Here is a 19770-nt window from a genome sequence, read left to right as displayed (position 1 = left end):
TCATTCATGCTGGGGCAGCCCCAAGCCCGAAACGTCACTTGTTTTTCGGCTTGCTCCTTTCATGCTGCCAGCCTACTATCCCATCTCTGTTGAACTAAGGGGAAGTTGTGCCGCATGCCTAGGTACTCTATCAAACACGGCTAATCGGTTACAACAGGCCGCGTGGCAGCTAGGCATATGAAAAAAGCCAATCCTAGCGGACTGGCTTTTTCGCATCATGTTTTCTTGAATTGCTACTAGGTGGCCCGATTAAGCCACGATTGGCAGCTTAAGCCACAGCAACGGCTAGCTCGGGGCGACGGCGCAGCAGCCACAGCCGCTCGCGGTCGGTGAGCAGGGCGTGGAAACGCAGGCTCACGAAGCAGATGAGGAACTGGTAAAAGAGGATGCCATAATTTGTCATCCCAAAAATGCCAAATTCGGTGAACGAGTTGATGAGAATAGGGATGAGCAACCCCGCGCCCAGCAATCGCAGCTGAGGGCTAGGCGTGTGCACGAAGCCGCGGATGGTTGCCACCAGCTGCACTATTACGATGGTAAAGCCCACTAGCCCTAGGTTCATAAGTACTTGAATAAACGTATTATGCGCCATCTGGGCGGCGTAGGTGTGCACGCTTTGAAAGTATTCGCCGTAGCTGATGCGCATGAAGCCGTAGCCCAGCAGCGGCTCGCGGGGCAAGCCTTCGGTGAGTAGCGCGTGCCAGAAAGGCAAGCGGCCCGTCATACTCAATACCTCATCGAGGCCCCCCTGCTTGATAAACACGAGCGGCACGAGCGCCGGCACTGCTAATAAGGCGGCCAAGTTGGCGGCAATTTTCAACCGCTTATTACCCGCCTGCTGAATGTGAAAAAATACAATCAGCAGAAAGCCCACCAGCGAGGAGCGCGAACCGGTAAGAATGAGCGCCAGTAATAGCGAGCCAATCTTCACGACCGTCCAAGCTAGCCGGTGGCGACGGTAGAAATTGAACATCAGGCAAGCAATGCCCACCACGCAGAGCATACCTAGCTCGTTGGGATTCATAATGAAACCTCCTAGGCGGGCTTCTTCACCATCGTGGGTGAGGCGGTAAAACGTTTCGGGTGAGATAAACATGCCCACCAGAAAAACGCTCAATATCAAGAAAGTAGCGTTGCCCAGTACATGGTAGAAGCGCAGTGGGCTGTCGGGGAAAAACTCATCGAGCAATAAGAAACACTTGACGAAGTAGAAGGCAAACACCAACGTTTCCAGGTCCATGAGCCACTGCAACAGCGAGTACCCAGGGTTAGTGGACCATAGCAGCGACACCAGCCCTAGCCCTAGGTAGGCTCCGTAAAGCAGCGGCGACCAGCTATTGTGCCAGCGAAACGAGTCCACGGCGCCGCGCTTGAGCACCAGCCGGTAGGCCCCGTAGGCCGCCGCCGTCATAGCCAGCCGGCTCACCAGCTTCAGGATGCGCGTCACGCCCACGTCCTCGTTCCAGGTGAAAAATCCGGCCAGCTTGATGAGCACAATAAGCGTGAGTAGCACGCTCATCAGGCGCAGGAAAGCTTGGTGGGGTTTGGGTATAATGGATTGCTGCATAAATATCTACCTAATAAAGTTGTTGTCTAGGTCGCTAGGCGGTCGCAGTATCTTGCTTGCTAGGCTGCCAGGGCCTGCCGGTACATCTGCTCATAGGCCGGTAGCAGCGCCGGCCAGTGGAAGGCCGTGCCCACCATCTGGCGGCATTGCGGGGCTAGCTCGCGCCCACCGGCCGTAGCTTGCCAGCGGGCGTGCAGCCGGTGCAGGGCTTCCACCAACAGGCCAGGGGTAGCCGTAGCTAGCACCTCGCCGCAGCCGTACTCGCGCACGTAGCTACCCAGGTTTGTGGCCTCGGTTACGACGCAGGGTACCCCTAGGGCCACGGCTTCGAGCACGGCAGTGGGCAAGCCTTCGTAGTGCGAGGTGTGGGCAAACACGTCGAGTTGACCAAGTAGACCAATTTTCTCGTCGCCGTAGCGGCTGCCCAGTAGCTGTACTGAGCCGGCTGGTGCCGCAGCGGCCCACTGGGTTACCTGGTCGCGGTCGGGGCCATCGCCGATTACCCAGAGCTCGGCTTCGGGCACTTGGCGGGCGAACTCAGTAAAGCCCGCCAGCAGACATTCGAGGCCTTTGTGGTGGTCATCGAGCCGCCCGCAGAAGCCGACCCGGAAGCGGCCCGGTGCGGCCGGCGTGGCCACAGCTACCGGCTGCGGCGGCTCAAAGCCGTAGGGCAGCAGCGCGGTGGGTAGCTTGGCATTGAGGCGCTGCACCCCCGTTATCTCACTCTGGCCTAGGCAGTGCACCCGGGCGGCGCGGCGCAGCAAGTAGCTTTCAAACACCCGCCCGTACACTTGCTTGGTGAAGCCGCTCTTGCGCATGGCGGCTGGGCTGTAGCTGCCGTGGGGCGTGAGCACATACGGAATGCCTAGGCTAGTGAGCAGCCGCGCCGCCGAGAAATACACCGGGATAAACGCTCCGTGCAAGTGCACTACCGTGGGTGAGCTAGCCTGCTGGCGTAGCGCCGCGCGCAGCTCCGTAGCCAAGCTAAACGGATTGCGCTGCGCCAAAAAGAGCCTAGTGGCAAACTCGCGCGCCGGGTAGTTGTCGCTGAGGTCAGCCGTGATGCCCCACACCGCCACGTCGGCCCCGGCGCGTTGCTGCTGGGTAGCCAGCGCATGCACGACTTTATTCACGCCGTTCATGCGCTCGGGGTTGGCTTTGCCTAGTATTAAATGAATGATTTTCATATAGATAACTAATATAAATACGGAGCAATACTCCGTTTGGCGCCCGCTACATTGTGAGCGGAAGGCCAGGGTGCACGCGACGGCGCCACTGCACGGCCACCACCCAGTAAGCGCCGAGTACCAGCTGGGCCAGTAGCCAACCCAGCACCACGCCGCTGGCTTGGTAGTGCGCCGTGAGCCAGCGCACACTCAGCAGCGAGGCCCCGATGCTGAGCACGTAGCCACCGAAATAATGCCGCGAATCGGCCAGCAGCCGCACCGTCAGGCGAAGCGGATAAACCAGCAGAATAACCACGTAGAGCACGCAGCACCAGCGCAGTAAGGCGGTGTACTGCGCCCCGCCTGCCGGCCCAAACTGGGCAATCAAAGGACCAGCGGCTGCGGCCAACAAGGCCAGCAATGGGCCAGCGGCCAGCAGCATCTTTTTGGTCAACGCTGCCCGCTGCGCGGCAAACTCGGCCGGCGCATGATGGAAGCTCTGGCTCAGGCGCGGCAGGGCGTAGTTTTCGACTGCTTGCAGACCTAGGTTGAAGATACCCATCGCCGTTTGAGCTAGGCGCAACACGCCCAGCATAGCCGGCGAGCCTACCCAGCCAGCAAATACCAGCAGCACGTTGGCCGAGCCCCATTGCAGCAGGGCAGTGGGCAGCAGCCAGCGGGCCTGCCGCCAGTGCCGCCGCCCATAGCGCCGCCAGGCATTCAGGCTCAGTGCAGGCCATGTTCCTAAGGCTTTGACGCCTACCAGTAGCGCCGGCACGGTAGTCAGGCCGATGGCCCACATCACTTCGGTCAGCGTGGTCGGCGCCGGGCGCAAAGCCAGCACCAGCAGCACCAGCACTTGGCCGCCCGCCGACAGTACGTCGCTCGCCAGCGCGGCCTGCACTTTGCCTTCAGCTAGCAGCAGCTTGCGTAGCGTGTCTTGCCCGCCCGCGGCGGCCAGCAGCACCACAAAGGCTGGTAGCACGGTAGCCGCTTGCGGCAATAGGTTGGCCCCTAGGGCCGTGGCTGCTACAGCTAGCCCGCCAAAGGCCACCTGCAAGCCCAGCACCAATTGCCCATAAGCTACCCGCTGCCGGGCCGACAGCGTACCCAGCACCACTTGCATGGGCTGGGTGATGGCGGCACCCTGCACAGCCAGTGCCAGCAGCAGCACCAGCTGCCACGCGCTGTACTCGCCAAACGTAGCCAAGCCGCATAGCTTGGCAATGAAGATATTAGTCAAAAAATTGGTGGCACTCACGGTGGCCTGGCCAGCTACCACCCAGTAGCGCGGGGCCACCGCAAGCCGCCCCAGACGCTGGGTCCAGGGCGGCAAGGTCAGGGCGTGGTTCACGACTGGAGGTCTAGGCCCCCTAGGGGTAAGGCCAGCGGCTCGGCCACCGGGCGGGCGGCCCGGCGCACCGTGAAGAGGCGGCGCAGGCGTAGGCCCAGTAGCTGCAACGGACCAGGCGCGTAGCCCGCCCGATTCAGGCACAGCTGCACATTAGGCAGGCCAAATTCGTTAATGAGCAAATCGAGCTCGGGCAGGCGGCTAGTCGGTGTGGTGCGGCTGTCAATCACGACGAGGTTCACGGCGGCCCCGCTCATCACGGCTAGGGCATGGCTGTCCTGGTCAAGGGGCAGGTTTTGCACCAGCAAAATCTCGTCGGGTTGCGCGTCGGGGTTAGGCGACTGGGCGTCGCGCAGGGTAAGCGCACGCAGCTTCAAGCCCTTGGCGGCCAGCGCCTGGCGCAGGTGTTCGAAGAAGAAGGTTTGGCCTTCCTGGTCAGTGAAAGCACTCACTACCAGCTTGGTGCCCGGCGCTAGCATGCCCTTAAGCGCTAGACGGGTAGCCAGCTGCGTGAAGAAGGCCAATCGGCCCGCCAACCCGCGCCCTAGGTGCGGAATGATGGCTGCCAGCGGCGTACGCGTTTCCTTCTGTACACCATCGGCGTCGCCGGGCGTCGAGCGGATAATGGAGAGTAGGTACACGAGCAGCACCCCCAACAGCATTCCTAAAAAGCCTGATAGCACTAGTACAAACGTGCGGTGCGGTGACGTGGGCTCCACGGGCACCAGGCCTGCGGCGATAACGCGGTGGTAGGAGGTAGGGGAGGACTTTGCAATCTCGGCCTCCGTCTCCTTCTCGCGCAGGAAGGTGTAGAGCTTCTCGTTGAGTTGGAAGTCGCGCTGCAAGATGGTCAAGTTCTTCTCGCGGGTGGGCAAGCCTACAAAAGCCCCCTGGGCCTGTGCAATGGCTCGGTCCAGCTCGCGGCGCTTGATGGTTAGGTTATTACGCGTGTTTTTGATGCTTTCGAGCAAGTAGCTGTTGAGGTCGGCTAGCTTTAGGTCCACGGTTTTTACCTTTTCATCTTCGGGCGTGAAGCGTAGCAGCAAATCGTGCTTTTCAGCTTGCAGGTCCTTGATTTTCTTGATAATATCCGTGGAGAGCATGTCGTTGAACGCCTCGAAGTTCGGGGCCATCTCCAAGGCATTGCGCTTGCCATCGCTCATGTAGCGGTAGAGGTCGTTGGCAGCTGCCAGACTCATATCGAGGTTCGAGCGCTGCGTCTTCAGCTCCGCTACTTTGTGCAGGTCAGTATCGGTTTCCTGCTTGATGTTGACGATGCGCTTGAGGTCGCGGTACTGCTCTACAGTGTCTTCCGAGTGAGCCAGCGTCCGCTTCACATCCTTGATGCGCTCGCCAATTGTCTCGGCTGCCGTGTTCACCACTTTATACTTGGTAGCCAAGTAGTCATCTAAGTAAACTGCCGATAGTGCGTTCACTAGGTCAGCCGACTTCTGCGGCACCGTGCTCTGAAAGCTGATGCGGAGCACGGGTACATTGCGGTCGGTGCTGGTTACGTCGAGGCGGTTGGCGATGTCCTCAATCAGCCGGCCGCGGTCGTGCCGCACGAGGCGGTAATGGTCGGCCAACGCTATGTCAGGGCGCGCTTTCAGCAACGAGTCGTTGCGGCCGATGCGGACCTCCGCCCCGTTCAAGCGTAGCACCTGGCCAAGACGCCCCTCGGCTACTTCGCCCGAGGGTGCCATCAACTGTACACCGCCCGCCACGTCGATGCGCAAATCAAATGGCTCTTCGGTCCACTTCGGGTTGGTCAGCTTCACATCGGCCGTAAAAGGGCTAGCGCGGTAGAGCTCAGTGGTGCGCACCTTGCCGACCCGGTAAGTGCTCAGGTCGAAGTTGAGGTGGTCGAGTGCCCGGCCCAGCAGCAGCGGCGAGCGCACCAGCTCTACTTCGGCGCTGGTGCGGTTGTCGCCCGAAAACGCGTCTAGGTTCTTAAGCAGCGTTGTATTGAGTACGCCCTCGTTCACGTCAGCTAGCTTGATTTTAGCCGTGCTCTCGTACATCGGCGTAGCATACCGTAGGTATTGCCAGGCGGCAGTTAGGCCTAGGCCCGTGCACACTGCTACGATAGGTAGGCCCGTCCACAGCGGCCGCAAGGCGCGCAGGTTTTGCTTTAATTCGTTCATTGGTAACTTATTGCTGAAGGAAGCGAATAGCGATAAAGAAGGTGCTGATAATGGAAGCCACCCCTAGTATGGAGGGCGACTTGCGGTCGAACTGCTTGCCGTTTTTGCTGGGCACGTACACCACATCGCCGGGCAGAATAACGAGGTTGTCGCGTTCGAAGCCACTCATTTTCATGAGGTTGATTTCTGTTGCGTAAGTGCCGGCAGCATTCTGACGCATCACTTTCACGTGGCGCTTGTCGGCATACACCCCAAAGTCACCGGCTTTGCCGAGCACTTCAATCAGCGTGTTGCGCTCCTTTTCGAGGCGCTGGTTGCCGGGTAGGTTCACCTCGCCGAGCACCGTGGTTTGCAGGTTCAGTACTTTCAGCGTAATCTGTGGATTCACAATCCACTTGGCCATCAGCTTTTCAAGCTGGTCTTCCGCCTCGGGCACCGTGAGGCCTTCCACATGAAAATTGCCTACCCTAGGTACATTCAAGCCGCCGGTAGCATCTACCAGCTCCCACTTGCCTTCAGTTTCATTCACGCTGTAGTGGCCATAAATAGAGCCTACGCTTAGCTCTTCGTGGTCGAAGACACTTATACTTAGTTTATCGTCTTTTCGTAGGCGGTACTGGTAATCGGGCCCCACGGCCAGCGTAGCGGGTGTAGCCAGGGGTTTCTTCGTCATGAACAGATTTTGGGTGCAACTACTCAGTAAACCCAGCACCAGTAGGGTCATCAAGCGCAGCGACCACGACGGGAATAACATTTTTTTCATTAGATAACGGATAACAGCAGCACACGCAACAGCACGCAGTAACTATCTGTATTATAAAGAGAACAGGGATAAAAACTTCGATTTTGTCTTCTGGCGACTAGCTAATAGCTCCTGTACCTGCCCTATCTTGGTAAGCACGGCGGTAATGCGGTCGAGGAGTTGCTCGTCTTTCACCACGTAGTCGAAAGCGCCATACTTGAGCGAGTCTACAGCTACCTGCACCTGCTGCTGCCCACTCACGAGTACCACGTAGATGTCGGGATTGAAGCGCTTGATAGCCTTAAGCGCATCGGTGCCCGACACGCTGCCCATCATCTGGTCCAGAAAAATGATATCGGGCTCGTCAATGAGCGCATCTAGGCACGCCGCACCATTGTCGAAAGAATGAACGTCTTGGAAGTCAAGGCCACGAATGGCCTGCTCCATCAGTTGGCGACAGAAGGGGTCGTCGTCGACCAGAAATACTTTGAATGGTTTGTCTAACATGGCAGTACGTTTGGCCCGGTAAAGGCCAAAGCGGTGCCAGCTATCCACAAAATTGTATTGCTCTTATTGTCAGTGATATGCCACAAATCATACCTAGGGTGAGCTCTATTTTTCGGAACTCAGTCTGAAAAATAGAGCTCGCGAATAGCCACTCAGCAAAGTTTATTATGCACGATTGTGCGAGTAGAGGCGCAACAAGCCTCGACCTGCGTGTCGTAGCCTAGACTCATCGCAGGTAGCTACTAGGCAATGTAAACAAACGCTTACCAACGGTAAGGAATCCGATAAAGCCTCCTTTTCTACTCAACTGGTTAATGAATGGGTGTTCATCGTGCCGCTCATCCAGCGCCAACCACACAAGGCATTTGCTGGATACCTTAATCTTTGAGTTGCGTTGGCCCTACCTTCACTTCGTGTCAGGCTTAGCGGTGGCCAGGGTCCGGCTAGCCATTAACACTGCTGGCCTGCCTGCATATAGATGAAGTGCGGGCCCAGCCTACCCAGTTTATTGTATTGCCTAGCAAGTTCTTTATGAGAAAAAAAGTAATTGCTGCGTTCCAAATCTTTAGTATCTGGCTGCTAGGTAACGGCCTCTTAGCACACGCTCAGTCCCTGGCTCACTACGTAAATCCTTTTATCGGGGCTAGTACCAGCGAGGCCAGGGCCGGCGTCTACCATGGGCTGGGCAAGACGTTTCCTGGCGCCACTACCCCCTTCGGCATGGTGCAGGTAAGCCCCAACACCATCACGGGGGGTGATAACGGCAGTGGGTATAGCGACGAAGATGCCTATATCGAAGGCTTTGCCTTCACCCAGATGAGTGGGGTAGGCTGGTACGGCGACCTAGGCAACTTGCTCGTGACGCCCACCACGGGCCCGCTCCAAGTCACCTCGGGCCGGCATCCTGCGGTGGGCAAGGGCTACCGCTCGCGCTACGATAAGAAAACAGAGCAGGCCCAGGCCGGCTACTATGCGGCTACCCTCACCGACTATGGCATCCGAGCCGAGGCGACGGCGGCGCCGCACAGCGGTATGCTCAAATTCACCTTTCCTGCCCATCAGCAGGCGCGCATTCAGTTCGATTTAGCCCGGCGCGTTGGCGGCACCTCCACCTGGCAGTACGTCAAGGTCGTAGACCCCTACACCATTGAAGGCTGGATGAAATGCACCCCCGAGGGCGGCGGCTGGGGCAATGGCGACGGCCACGCAGCATACACCGTATATTTCTCGGCCCAGTTCAGTAAGCCCTTACGCCGCTACGGGGCCTGGCGAGCCGACATCCCGGCCACCCAATCCCGCAAAAGAGAAGCTATCGAAAGCGCGGGCTATGATGCTCTAATTGCTAAAGCGCAGCTCCTACCGCAAGCGCAGGAGGTGCAGGGCCCCCACGTAGGCTTTTACACGGAGTTTGCCACTACCCCCAACGAAGTGGTGCTGCTCAAGTCGGGTATTTCATTCGTGAGCGTGGAAGGAGCGCGCAACAACCGGCAGCAGGAGATGCCCAACTGGGACTTTGCCGGCCTGCGGCGGCAAGCCACGGCGCGCTGGGACCAGGCGCTGGCCAAAATCACGGTGGCGGGCGGCAGTCCCGAGCAGCGCACCATCTTCTACACGGCCTTGTACCACAGCCTGCTCGACCCTCGCACCATCACCGACGTGGATGGCCACTACCCCGGCGGCGACGGCCAGGCCCACCAAGCCGAGCAGTTTACCAAGCGGTCGGTGTTCAGCGGCTGGGACGTGTACCGCAGTGAGTTTCCACTGCAAACTATCATCAACCCCTCGGTGGTAAGCGACATGATTAATTCGCTAGTTTCGTTGGCCGAGGAAAGCAAGCAGGGGTACTTAGAACGGTGGGAGCTGCTAAACGCCTATAGCGGCTGCATGATTGGCAACCCCGCCGTGTCGGTCATCGCCGATGCCTATAACAAAGGTATCCGCAGCTTTGATGTACCCAAAGCTTACCAGCTGGCCAGAGCTACCTGTGAGCGCACCGGCAACCTCGACACGCTACACGCCCTCGATATTTCCCAGACTCTAGAACTGGCCTATGGCGAGTGGTGCCTGGCCCAGCTGGCCGATAGCTTGCACCAGCCCCAAGACCAGCAGAAATATGCGCGGCGCGCCTTGACCTATCGCACCATCTTCGACCCGCAACACGGCTGGTTTCGGCCTCGCCAGGCCGATGGAACGTGGCGGGCCTGGCCGGCGAAAGGGCGGCTCGCCGATGGCTATGGCACGGTGGAAAGCAACCCCTACCAACAAGGGTGGTTTGTGCCGCACGACGTACCGGGTATGGTCCGGCTCATGGGCGGGCGGGCGAAAGTTCTCGCCGATTTAACAGCGTTCTTCGAGCAAACGCCGGCCAGCTTTATGTGGAACAGCTATTACAACCACGCCAATGAGCCGGTCCATCATGTGCCTTTTCTCTTCAATCGGCTGGGCACACCGTGGCTCACCCAGCAGTGGTCCCGCACCATTTGTGAAAATGCTTACCACAATTCGGTGGAAGGCCTGGTGGGCAATGATGATGTAGGGCAGCTATCGGCTTGGTATGTACTCGCCGCCAGCGGCCTGCACCCGGTATGTCCCGGCGAGCCGCGTTACGAAATCAGTAGTCCACTATTCAGCAACGTAATCCTGCAGACGTCGAGTCGCCCATTCACCATTCGCGCTCGCCACAACTCACGCGCAAATAAGTATATTCAATCGGCCAAATTGAATGGTGTTCCTTATGGTAAATGTTGGCTCACCCACCAGCAGCTCCTCGCCGGGGGCACGCTTGAGTTGGAAATGGGAAGTACTCCCAACAAAACCTGGGGACTGCAGTAGCACGCAAACTGCCTTCTGACAGGTCGTCTCTTAGGAAATGGTCTACGCAATCAAGCAAAGCAGGCAAGGACATCGTTTAGTGATTCCGACTAACGCCTCAGAAAGCCTGCCCTTCTTTGCTAGCTTATGCAGGCATAGTTTATTTGGAAACCCGCCTGCTACAACTACATACTTCAAAACTGATGCCTCAGAAAGGTGCACCTTCTTGAGCTGGTCTTGGCGTCAGGCTACTCGTAGCAGGATATTTACTCCACAAGCAGCTTGCTACTAGCGTCGGCGGCGCGCACTTGGTAGAGCCCGGCGGGGAGCGCGCTAATGTCGAGAGAACGGCTGGCGGAAAGTGGAGCCTGAAGACAGCAGCGTCCCGTTACATCGTAAAGCGAAACGAGCGTACCCGCCGCTAGCTTCGGCAAGGTGAGCAAGCCATGGGCGGGATTCGGGTAAAGTGGCAGTGGGGCAAGGGCAGCCGGCCCGCGGGTTGCGGTAACGGTTGAGGGGAAGGTATAGATGGCCAAGTTGGTGTCGGTGAGCACATATGCCTTCGTGCCGACGACGGCTAGGTCATTGGCTCCTTGTGTCGTTACAGCCACCGCTTCTAGGGCCGCTGACGCGGCGCCAGCTGGTAAGTAATAACCACGCAGCGGCACACTGCTGCTGGCAACTGCTGCTACGAAGGGACTAGTCGCCCCGATAGTGAAGACACATTGCTCGCCCGCCGCTACGCGCGTACCAAACGTACCCGGCAGCGAGCGCACCAGCGTGGGGGCTAGCGGGCTGCTGGTGTCGTAAATGTATAAGGTATTACTGGGAACGCTGGCGGCATAAGTGGGCTGTTGCAGGCCATATGCCCGCGTGCCATTGGCGGCCATTATCGTGCCTGGCGTCGTGCCCGGCGAACTGACGGGCCGCTTTGGTACGGTTAAGTCGAGTGTCGAGAAAGCGGGATTCGCATATTGCACGTAGCCCGTGGTACCATTAATACTCAGCCCGACCAAGCCACTGAGTGAATAAGGTAGATTCATGGAAGAGAGCGTTATCCCGTCTGGAATGCCTTCGTAGATGTAAAGTGTGGGTACTTGGTCAAGCACAGCATAGAGATAATTGCCTCTAGCGGCGAGAAACAAGTCGGTGCCCCCCACTAGATAAGTGGTGCTGCGCACGACTGGTCGGGAGGGGTTACTCACATCGATGGTGAGTATAGCAGGAGAGCTCGGATAGGTATTTAACCTTGGAAAGGTGCTAACATAGAGCATTGTGCCATTAACCACTGCATGGCGAGCAGGTACGCCGCCGGTATCAAGCACTAGGGAGCTAAGCAGTTGCGGCGCTGCTGCATTGCTCACATCATAGGTTAGCAGGTGCTGCACGCCGGCAGCGGCGGTAAGTACGTAGGCGGTGGTATTACTAACAGCCAGGGTGGTGCCATAGGTAGGCACAGCGATGCTGCCGAGTTGGGTAAGGGCTGCTTGAGCGGAATCATTGAGCCCTCCGCCCGTCAGCAAAGCGGCTAGTAAAAGGTAGCGAGTAACCACAAGAAGAAGCAGATTGGGGAAAAGCTGCGGAAGATAAGGTGGTCAAGTTAGATAAGCGTAAACGGTTCGGCAATGGGTTGCATCAGCTCCTTCTTTAGAAAGCATGGTGCGCGTTCCGACTATGCTTGCGCGAAGAGCCAGGGCGTAATTGAGCGTATAACTGGTAGGCCTAGGGCTACCCCTAAATTAGTTGACCATAGCAGGCGTAACCACCACTGCGGCAACCGGTTGTTTTCCGATACATTTATCCTCTTTCTTACAACCGCTACCCCTATGTGTTCGCGACCTTGGTGCATCAGGGCTACCTCCCTTGCTGGGGTTATGTCGCTGCTGCTGAGCTGCACAATGTCCAATCCGGCCTGGCGCGTGGTGCAAGGCAGCGGGCTAGTCGATAGCCAAGACGACTTCAGCGCCTTGCTCCTACCCACCAGCACTACGGGTCTGCTACTGGGCAGCCAATGGCCGGCCGGGCCCCTCACTGCCCAAAAAGTAGCAGCCCAGGAGCAAGCCCTCATTCAACGCTCGGTAGACCACGGCAACTCCTGGCAGGCGCAACAGTTTGGCCGGGGCCGTTTTGTCTGGGCCCAGCAGGTCGGCCCGCGCACCTATGCGCTTAAATTGGTAGGGGCTTCCGGCCAAGAGCGGTCAGTTATCTACCGCTCCGACGATGCGGGCGCTAACTGGCAGGAACTAGGGCAAGTAGCCGAGGGCCTCAAAAGCCTGCTCCTAGTGGGCGATATTGGCTATGCCGTAGGCTACCGCGAAAATGCCAACGGCAGCAACGTGCTATTCAAAACGCGGGATGGGGGCAAAACTTGGCGCGCATTTCAGCACGCGCTGCCGCGCTTTGTGGCAGCCGCCCCCGCTGGCGGCAATAGCCTAGCGTTCCTGCTAGCGTCGGCCGAGCAGCCCACTGACGCGGACCGCTTGGCTTTGGTGGACGCGACTAGCTTTGACACAACTATAGAGCCGTTGCGTACCTTTCACGCTAGCACCTCTTTTGCCGATACAGCAGGTAATCTGTGGTTTCTAACTGCTCCAGAAGCGGGCAGGGTCCGGCTAGTGGCGCGCGACGGGGTCAGCGGCCGCTACCAAGAAGTGGGAGTTTTTAAGCAGTCGGAGCCCTTGATGGCCGAAGCCGTATACGTCTCGCGGGCCAATGCCTACGTGGTGCTGAGCTCTGCCAAGGCGTACCTGAATGCCTATAAATTTTTTCATGGACGACTGGTCGACGGGCGCTGGTCGTGGCAAGAAGAGGCGCTGCCCATTGATTATACTTTCGGCTGCTATGGCTTCTACCCGGATGGGCAGTGCTACATCTACGCTCTGGCGGGGCGCCTACTGGTGAGGAACTGAGTTCAGTGTCCACCCGTCGGCTGGCTTTCGGAGGTGGGCAGCTAGGTAGAACTAGGTAGAGCGGTTGCGTAGCCGAGTTGCGGAAGCGCTAACATTATCGCAGCCGATACTCAAAACGGGCCTACAGATGTATACTTCTCACTTTCTTGCGTTAGTTGGTGGTAGATGTCGGACCCGTAAGGTGCATCTTTCGGAGCCAAGGTACTCCAGACGTTAAGGCCGACTAGACCGGTCTTGTCAGGGGCCCTGCACCGCCTTTTGCAATGCCACAGCTAGGTCACTCGCCCGCGTAGTAGCTTTGACAATCTTGCCGTCCCGCCCTAGGATAAAATGCGTGGGGTATTGCAGGACCTGCAACGTATCAACTAGGTAAGCTTTGCTGGTGGGCACGACCGCGAACTTCACCTCTCGGTCCTGCAAAAATTTACGTAAGTCCTGCGGCTTGTTCATGGCTAAACTTACAAACAGCACGTCTGACCGTTGGTACTTGGCCACCTGGGCATTGATTGCTGGAAACTCTTCCACGCAGGCCACGCAGCCAATGTACCAGAACTTGAGCACCACTAGCTTGCCTTTGGTACTAGCCTTCGTGTAGGTGACGCCGTTTAAGTCAACAAAATTGAAATCAGGTAGTACTTGGCCTTCCCGCTTGTAGCTACTGAGCGCCTCTGCGGCCAGCTGCTGGCTCGTGGCGCGAATAGCCGGGTCATGACCGGCGGGAAAAGCGCACAGCTGATAAATCGGCAGTTGCTGGTCCGTGCCGTTGACTAATGCCAACACTTTACCCGTGGCAAGTTGGTCGAGAAACGCGCGTTTAGCTAGTGGCTGCCCAAGTGTATCCCGGGCCTGAAAATCGCGCGAGAGGAGCAGGTGGTAGTAGGTGTAGTGATACCAGGTATCAAAATCTTTGGTGAATGCGGCAACCTTCGCCGGGGCCACTGCCTTCGCAGGAGCAGCGGCACCTGACTGGCTGCAACTCGTAGCCAATGCAGTAGTAACTAAGGTCAAGGCAATTACGAAGAAGGGCTTCATACCCTGAAGATAGGCGAAGTATGTCTTAGCCACGCATTGGCGAGAAGCGTTTTGGGGGTAGACTTTGCTGACCAAAATACCTGCGCGTGCCGGCCTCGGATGGCTCCGCCGACTAGACACTCGCTTCCCATCGGCATACATTTCCACTGTGTCGGGGAGCGTAAGACCGAGTTTAAGATCTATCTGCAGGGCCACCAACTCGTCGGCACGTTTGGTGGAGTCTTTACTCATCATCCACATGCCCTGTCTGAGTGCTAGTACTGACGTGCCATCCGGAGAAAGATATTGATAATTAACTGGCTTATTGATGCTAACTCCACACTAAAGACCTAACTCCTTCGCGGAGTTATGCTGCCGCAGTGTCCTCGCTATATACCGGCCATATGTTAATATTGCGCTTACCTGGTTCTACCTTCAACTGCTCAAGCTATGGGACGTCTCTTACGCCACTTTACGCAACTTTTGATAGCCCTCGCCAGAGGAGTTTCTTGCAGTATGGGGATTTTTCCTTAATGCGTAGCCCGGATTCCACCTCCCAAGGAGAAGCTACATCCATCGTTAGGTAACAGCTTGTGCGAGGTGTCCAGTATAGGGCCGGCATCCTCCGTGAGGGGTTGATAACGGCACTGTCGTTTAAACAGCTCGTTACTATGCGCACGTGGTAGGGGTCAGGCCCAGGCAACAGAGTATCACGTTGGGTTACCTCGTGGTCTAGCGCCCAGTACGTGCGACGTAACGCAGGTGGGGACGCGGGGCCAGTGGTAGGCGCTTCCGACGTGGGACGGTTCGCAGGGGTACAGTGGATACACCCTAGGACAACAAGCAAAGTAAGGACTGACCGGTTCGTACAGCAATAAACGCGCTGGCTCGACCAATACACGAAAAGGGTCGTTTTTGGTACCACTGTCACCTATTGCCGGCCTAGACTGGTAGACCAGAGATATTCTGGGGAAGGCAGGGTCACTAGATAACGAGGCGTGAGCAGCAAGCGGGCAGTTTCGGAAGCTGGCCCTCCTGATAGATTAGACATAGGGTATCGCCCTGCTGGGTGTAGCGCCCTTCGTGGTAGCCCAGGCCCATTTCCACTGCGCACTCCCGTTGGTGTAGAGGTGCACCTTTCGGAGCATTACCTATTTTCTATTACTTGAATGCGTGCATCTCTAGGAGGCTATTATATCGAGTTTGGCGTCAACCGATAAGGAAATACCTCTTACCCAGCGCATCCACAAAGGCGACCTGATTGCGCTCGAAGAACTACCTAAAGCCAAGTTATGTCCTTTCTTAGAGCGGGAGCCCTCGTTCAATGAAAAGACGTAGGTGCTAGAGCTGACTCCGGTGGGGTGGGAATGCTCAAAATCGTGGGCCACCGCGTTTTGATAACTAGGGCGTAAGACAACCCGGTCCAGCTATGGTTCGGCGATAAGCAGAAGGGCTCATACTCATTAGTTGTCGAAACATGCGGTTGAAATAGGATAGGTTCTGGAAGCCACTGGCGTGCGCGATTTCTGTAATGGAATCGGTACCTCGTAGCAGTCGGCAAGCCTGCTGCACCCGGCATTCATTTACGAACTCAGTGACCGTGCGCTGGGTCATCTTCTTGAAAAACCGGCAGAACGCCGGCACCGACAAGGCGGCCTCCGCCGCTAATTCGGGGACGCTAACCGGGCCGCTCAGGCGCTGGTGCAATAGCGCGAGCACCCTGTTGAGCCGCTCCTGCGCGACCGGAGAAGCCGTAACGGGCGGGCCAGCGGCCAAGGCAGTATATGCGGGTTCCGGGCACAGAGCTAGCTGCTGCAGAATATCAAGCAGCGACAGCAGCCGCTCCCAGGGCGGCAGGGACCGTAGACGCTGTACCTGTCGCCCCACGGTGTGCCGCACCGTGGCTGCAAAGACGAGCCCCGTGGCGGCGCGGGCCAGCAGGGCGCGGACCGGGTCCAGCTCGGGCCAGGCGCCCGGCGCCCAATCGATGAGCTGAGGCGAGAACAGGACCCCTACTTCCTCAAATGTGTCGTCCTGGCCGTACCCGTAGCTCAGGTGTGGCACATTGGGGCCGAGCAGTAGTAACTCGCCCTCCTCGTAGCGCGAAACGGTGTTCCCGATGTGACGGCGCCCCGAGCCCTGGGGCAGGTATACGAGCCCAATTTCAGGATGATAATGCCACAGTACCGGGCACGGATTGGCCGCATCATGGTGAAAGACGAACACTGAGCTATCTAGCGGCTGAGCAAATGATTGACGGGCTAACTGCATAAGTAAACGTAGGGTATTGCCACAATTGAACCTCGTAAACACACTACTTAGTCAATAACGTACGGAAAGTGGGCAATCTATGCGTAGTGGCCTGCTGAGTGTATTGGGACCTTTGCCCAACAATTCACCCCTAGGCAACTCCGCCTTTTTTTCTACTATCCTATGAGTGCTGACCACTGTGGTTTTCAAGTCCGTTCCCTGGAGGCGGCCATCCGCTTTTACACCGAAAAGCTCGGTTTTACATTGGATACGCAGGCAATAAACGAAGCCGAACAAGAAGCTTACGCCTTCTTGTCGCGAGGTACCGCCCGTTTAGAGTTGATTCAGGATTTAGTTAACGAGTTCGTGTTGCCTCCCATTCGCAAGCCGTTTTGCCCACACTATTGTCTGGAAGTGGGAGACTTGGAGCAGGCCGTTGCCGAGTTGCGGGTACAGGAAATTCCGATTGTAAAAGGTCCTTTGCGCATTGAACAGGAAGAAACATGGGTCTATTTTGCCGACCCTGACCATAACATCCTGGAATACATTCAGTGGTTTAAAAAAAAGTAATTAGCATCTTATAGGCCAATCCATTTGCCTCATGCTCACTTAGTATGACTCTTGAACACGTTGCCCTTTGGACCCCGAACATAGAACGGGCACGTCAATTTTATGGCGACTATTTTGGAGCCGTAGCAACTGGGTGGTACCGCGACCCGGACCAGCAGTTTTCCGCCTATTTTCTTTCCTTCGCCAGCGGCGCCCAACTGGAGTTGATACAGCCGACGAAGCTGCTGGCAGCAAGCCGAGGCCCCATTCCCGTTGTTGGGTACGCCCACCTGGCCTTCGCAAGCGACAGTGTAGCCACTGTACAAGCCTTAACCGAGCAGCTGCGCCGGGCCGGCTACCCAATCATCAGCAAGCCGGGCCCCACCGCCGAAGGCAGCTACCAAAGCGTAATCGCGGACCCGGACGGCAATTACATTAAAATCACCAGCTAACGCGTCAAGTCCTTACGCCGATTTAGCTGGTCATTTAGCGACCTAGGTTTTTGGATGCCGGCTTGGCAGCAAGTAGCTGCTTTTTACGGCGGCTTTTCTGCTTCTAGCTGCTCTGTTAGTGGCTAACACCCAGACTATCTCCCCAATTGACTTTAAACCGCTGCTTGCCCTAGACGCGGATATTGACTGTATTTACGGCTTTCACTACTAACTATGACCATCGAACACATTGCCTTGTGGACTGCCGACTTGGAGCGGGCTCGCCACTTTTACGAAGCTTACTTCGGCGCGACGGCCGGCGCACGCTACTATAACCCGGCCAAGGCTTTTACCTCCTATTTTCTGTGCTTTGCCTCGGGCGCCCGCCTCGAACTCATGCACCGGCCGGATCTACTGGTTTCCGCTGCCGACGCCGTCCCAACCGTGGGCTACGCGCACCTAGCCTTTGCTACAGGCAGCCGCGCTGCCGTCGATAGCCTGACGGAGCACTTGCGTGCTGCTGGCTATCCAGTACTGGGGGAGCCGCGTACCACTGGCGATGGCTACTACGAAAGTGTGGTGGCTGACCCGGACGGCAATTTGGTCGAAATTACCACCTAAGGGAGCTGACAACCAAGTTGCGGAATTGATACTGAAATTGCACGCCTAGGGGGTGAATCATCGCAAGCAGATACTTGGACAATAGGTAGCGCAGCGCGACCTAGTGGCGCTTAACTTGGCTGGCCGCAGCTGTGACTGGTGCTAGTTGGATGATAGTCTTAATGTGACCGAGTTTCGACACCGAGGTCACTACCACGTCCCCCGGCTTGAGGTACGTCGGCTGGCGGCGTTGCTCCTTGATAAAGCTTTCCTTCATGTAGGCGATAGGCGACTGCCCCCGGAGCCAGCTGAAAGTGACAATAGACTTAATAATAGCCCAGGCGATAAAGCCGCCGCTTGGCGCCCGGAAGGCCACGCCGCTGGGAGTGCCGGTCAGCAGCACGGCGCCTTTCGGGATGCCCGAGCCGTCGAAAAGTGCTGCGGACTGCTGGTGGCTCACCCAACGCTTTTCACCGTTGGTGGCTACTATTTCCGCAATAATTTTATCGAGCTTCCACACCATATTGTCGGCCTTTTCCTGCTGACGCGTCTGGCCGTTTACGGTCAAGCTCAGCTGCAAGGCGGGCCAGAAGGTGCGCCACTGGCGGGGCACCACTACGTAGGGACCAGTCGGGAAAAAGTTGGGCAAGCTCTTGGCGTCAGAAAAGCCCGCGCCGCTTCCTAGGTTCTTCGTATCGATGTGGCGCATAAGGTCGGCGCGGTCCGTGAAGTCGTTGATTACTAGAAATCCCAGGCGGGCCTCCTCCAGCGAAGTGCTGGCTGTGATGGTGCGGTCGAAGACCACGCCTAGCTCCACCTCGTAGTCCAGCAGCCATTCGGGCTGGTAAGTCAACTGGTGCACGGCGGCGCTGGTCGCCACCATTTTCGGGAATAGAAACGGCTCCGTCATGCCGGCTTCGCGGCCGTGCTCGGCGTAATTAATGCCGAGCGCGGGGTGGTGGTTGCCCGACACGGCGGGCAGCAGGTCGGCGTAAGCGCGCTGCACCCGCGTGTTTTCCGCTTCAATGCGGTGAGCTAACTCGTCGTGCGAGTAGCCTTGTAACACGTCCAGCGAATAGGTGTCGTAGCGATTTAGCAGCTGGCTTAGGTCTACGCCACGCACGGCCTGGCCGTCGTCTTGCAGCACGGCCAGCGTATGCACGCGCCCATCGGAGCTAGCGTAGCGGGCCAGCGTAATAGCCTCGTGCAGGGGAGCCAGGTCGGCAGCGGCGGCTTGAAAAACTAAGCCGCCGAGTAGCCCAAGTAGTGTCCAAAGGGTTTTCATAAAGAGGGAATTGGTAAAAAGTGGGGTTGGGTAGGTAATACCTCCCTGCCGGCACCTAGTGCTGCGTGTGAGGTCTGCGCAACTGTCAGCGGCAGGTTGGTGACCCAAAGCACGGCGCCTGCTCAACCTGGTGCCGGAATAAGCAGGTCAAGCCGGGCAAAGCCGACGTGAAGCGTAGCAAACGGCTCGTCGAAAGGCCGCCGAATTTTTCTACCTGGTGCGTTGACGTCGCCCATAACACCTAGGCTACTTCAAAGCCGGCTTGGGCGGCCCGAGGGATACAGCACGTGAAGAAGGAAGATTAAACTTAGCTAGACCGAGAACCGCTGTTCCTACCCCCCTTTACTGTCACTGAATCGCTGCCTACCCCCTTTGTCCTAAACAACCTTTCACCTGCGGCTGCCTCGGCTTTAAAGCGCCCTAGCCCGGCTTCCCTTTGTTTTTAAT

General features: G+C 57.4%; 15 protein-coding genes. 5 read left to right on the top strand and 10 right to left on the bottom strand.

What is annotated here, in order from left to right; all coding sequences use genetic code 11:
• Positions 1 to 268 precede the first annotated feature (268 nt).
• From FNT36_RS05650 to FNT36_RS05625, 6 genes are read right to left on the bottom strand one after another with little or no spacing between them, the layout of a single operon-like run.
• On the bottom strand, positions 269 to 1567 hold the full coding sequence (locus FNT36_RS05650; protein ID WP_144845197.1) for an O-antigen ligase family protein: 1299 nt from the start codon (positions 1565 to 1567) through the stop codon (positions 269 to 271).
• Between the two features lie 59 nt (positions 1568 to 1626).
• Positions 1627 to 2754 (bottom strand): glycosyltransferase family 4 protein, encoded by a 1128-nt coding sequence (locus FNT36_RS05645; protein WP_144845195.1) that lies wholly within the window; start codon positions 2752 to 2754, stop codon positions 1627 to 1629.
• Between the two features lie 46 nt (positions 2755 to 2800).
• Complete coding sequence (locus FNT36_RS05640) at positions 2801 to 4087, bottom strand: MATE family efflux transporter (RefSeq protein WP_144845193.1); 1287 nt, start codon at positions 4085 to 4087, stop codon at positions 2801 to 2803.
• Positions 4084 to 6228 (bottom strand): GumC family protein, encoded by a 2145-nt coding sequence (locus FNT36_RS05635; RefSeq protein ID WP_144845191.1) that lies wholly within the window; start codon positions 6226 to 6228, stop codon positions 4084 to 4086. Before FNT36_RS05635 ends, FNT36_RS05640 begins: the two co-directional genes overlap by 4 nt.
• 7 nt (positions 6229 to 6235) lie before the next feature.
• Complete coding sequence (locus FNT36_RS05630; protein ID WP_144845189.1) at positions 6236 to 6991, bottom strand: polysaccharide biosynthesis/export family protein; 756 nt, start codon at positions 6989 to 6991, stop codon at positions 6236 to 6238.
• A gap of 51 nt (positions 6992 to 7042) precedes the next feature.
• Complete coding sequence (locus FNT36_RS05625) at positions 7043 to 7477, bottom strand: response regulator (RefSeq protein WP_144845187.1); 435 nt, start codon at positions 7475 to 7477, stop codon at positions 7043 to 7045.
• Positions 7478 to 8008: 531 nt separating this feature from the next.
• Here FNT36_RS05625 and FNT36_RS05620 point away from each other — a divergent pair.
• Complete coding sequence (locus FNT36_RS05620) at positions 8009 to 10309, top strand: GH92 family glycosyl hydrolase (RefSeq protein ID WP_144845185.1); 2301 nt, start codon at positions 8009 to 8011, stop codon at positions 10307 to 10309.
• A gap of 245 nt (positions 10310 to 10554) precedes the next feature.
• On the opposite strand, the gene FNT36_RS05615 is transcribed toward FNT36_RS05620, so the two are convergent.
• Positions 10555 to 11841 carry a T9SS type A sorting domain-containing protein gene (locus FNT36_RS05615; RefSeq protein WP_144845183.1) on the bottom strand — a complete coding sequence of 429 codons (1287 nt, stop codon included), beginning with the start codon at positions 11839 to 11841 and terminating at the stop codon, positions 10555 to 10557.
• Positions 11842 to 12162: 321 nt separating this feature from the next.
• Between FNT36_RS05615 and FNT36_RS05610 the strand changes: the two genes are divergently transcribed.
• The gene (locus tag FNT36_RS05610; RefSeq protein WP_144845181.1) at positions 12163 to 13197 is read left to right on the top strand and encodes a WD40/YVTN/BNR-like repeat-containing protein; all 1035 of its coding nucleotides are present in this window, start codon (positions 12163 to 12165) and stop codon (positions 13195 to 13197) included.
• A 237-nt stretch (positions 13198 to 13434) separates the two neighbouring features.
• On the opposite strand, the gene FNT36_RS05605 is transcribed toward FNT36_RS05610, so the two are convergent.
• Positions 13435 to 14229: a TlpA family protein disulfide reductase gene (locus FNT36_RS05605; RefSeq protein ID WP_233635697.1), complete on the bottom strand. Its 795-nt coding sequence runs from the start codon at positions 14227 to 14229 to the stop codon at positions 13435 to 13437.
• 1380 nt (positions 14230 to 15609) lie between these two features.
• Positions 15610 to 16479, bottom strand: coding sequence for a helix-turn-helix domain-containing protein (locus FNT36_RS05600; RefSeq protein ID WP_144845177.1), 870 nt, complete (start codon positions 16477 to 16479; stop codon positions 15610 to 15612).
• A 162-nt stretch (positions 16480 to 16641) separates the two neighbouring features.
• On the opposite strand from FNT36_RS05600, the gene FNT36_RS05595 reads away from it, so the two are divergent.
• The 3 genes from FNT36_RS05595 (at position 16642) to FNT36_RS05585 (ending at position 18059) form a co-directional block, all read left to right on the top strand.
• Entirely contained in the window at positions 16642 to 17028 is a 387-nt protein-coding gene (locus tag FNT36_RS05595; protein ID WP_144845175.1) for a VOC family protein, read from the top strand.
• 44 nt (positions 17029 to 17072) lie between these two features.
• A complete protein-coding gene (locus FNT36_RS05590; RefSeq protein ID WP_144845173.1) occupies positions 17073 to 17459 on the top strand; it encodes a VOC family protein in 387 nt (128 codons plus the stop codon).
• Between the two features lie 213 nt (positions 17460 to 17672).
• Positions 17673 to 18059, top strand: coding sequence for a VOC family protein (locus FNT36_RS05585; protein ID WP_144845171.1), 387 nt, complete (start codon positions 17673 to 17675; stop codon positions 18057 to 18059).
• Between the two features lie 100 nt (positions 18060 to 18159).
• Here FNT36_RS05585 and FNT36_RS05580 read toward each other — a convergent pair whose 3' ends face one another.
• Complete coding sequence (locus FNT36_RS05580) at positions 18160 to 19323, bottom strand: fumarylacetoacetate hydrolase family protein (protein WP_144845169.1); 1164 nt, start codon at positions 19321 to 19323, stop codon at positions 18160 to 18162.
• Positions 19324 to 19770: the final 447 nt, after the last annotated feature.

It is taken from the genome of Hymenobacter setariae, from assembly GCF_007713685.1.
In the GTDB taxonomy this organism is placed as follows: domain Bacteria; phylum Bacteroidota; class Bacteroidia; order Cytophagales; family Hymenobacteraceae; genus Hymenobacter; species Hymenobacter setariae.
This window is presented reverse-complemented; position numbering and strand designations above follow the sequence as displayed.

Coding starts and splice junctions, on each gene's coding strand:
- FNT36_RS05620 (WP_144845185.1), top strand. CDS start 8,009: ATGAGAAAAAAAGTAATTGCTGCGTTCCAAATCTTTAGTATCTGGCTG.
- FNT36_RS05645 (WP_144845195.1), bottom strand. CDS start 2,754: ATGAAAATCATTCATTTAATACTAGGCAAAGCCAACCCCGAGCGCATG.
- FNT36_RS05635 (WP_144845191.1), bottom strand. CDS start 6,228: ATGAACGAATTAAAGCAAAACCTGCGCGCCTTGCGGCCGCTGTGGACG.
- FNT36_RS05605 (WP_233635697.1), bottom strand. CDS start 14,229: ATGAAGCCCTTCTTCGTAATTGCCTTGACCTTAGTTACTACTGCATTG.
- FNT36_RS05595 (WP_144845175.1), top strand. CDS start 16,642: ATGAGTGCTGACCACTGTGGTTTTCAAGTCCGTTCCCTGGAGGCGGCC.
- FNT36_RS05625 (WP_144845187.1), bottom strand. CDS start 7,477: ATGTTAGACAAACCATTCAAAGTATTTCTGGTCGACGACGACCCCTTC.
- FNT36_RS05585 (WP_144845171.1), top strand. CDS start 17,673: ATGACCATCGAACACATTGCCTTGTGGACTGCCGACTTGGAGCGGGCT.
- FNT36_RS05590 (WP_144845173.1), top strand. CDS start 17,073: ATGACTCTTGAACACGTTGCCCTTTGGACCCCGAACATAGAACGGGCA.
- FNT36_RS05650 (WP_144845197.1), bottom strand. CDS start 1,567: ATGCAGCAATCCATTATACCCAAACCCCACCAAGCTTTCCTGCGCCTG.
- FNT36_RS05580 (WP_144845169.1), bottom strand. CDS start 19,323: ATGAAAACCCTTTGGACACTACTTGGGCTACTCGGCGGCTTAGTTTTT.
- FNT36_RS05610 (WP_144845181.1), top strand. CDS start 12,163: ATGTCGCTGCTGCTGAGCTGCACAATGTCCAATCCGGCCTGGCGCGTG.
- FNT36_RS05630 (WP_144845189.1), bottom strand. CDS start 6,991: ATGAAAAAAATGTTATTCCCGTCGTGGTCGCTGCGCTTGATGACCCTA.
- FNT36_RS05600 (WP_144845177.1), bottom strand. CDS start 16,479: ATGCAGTTAGCCCGTCAATCATTTGCTCAGCCGCTAGATAGCTCAGTG.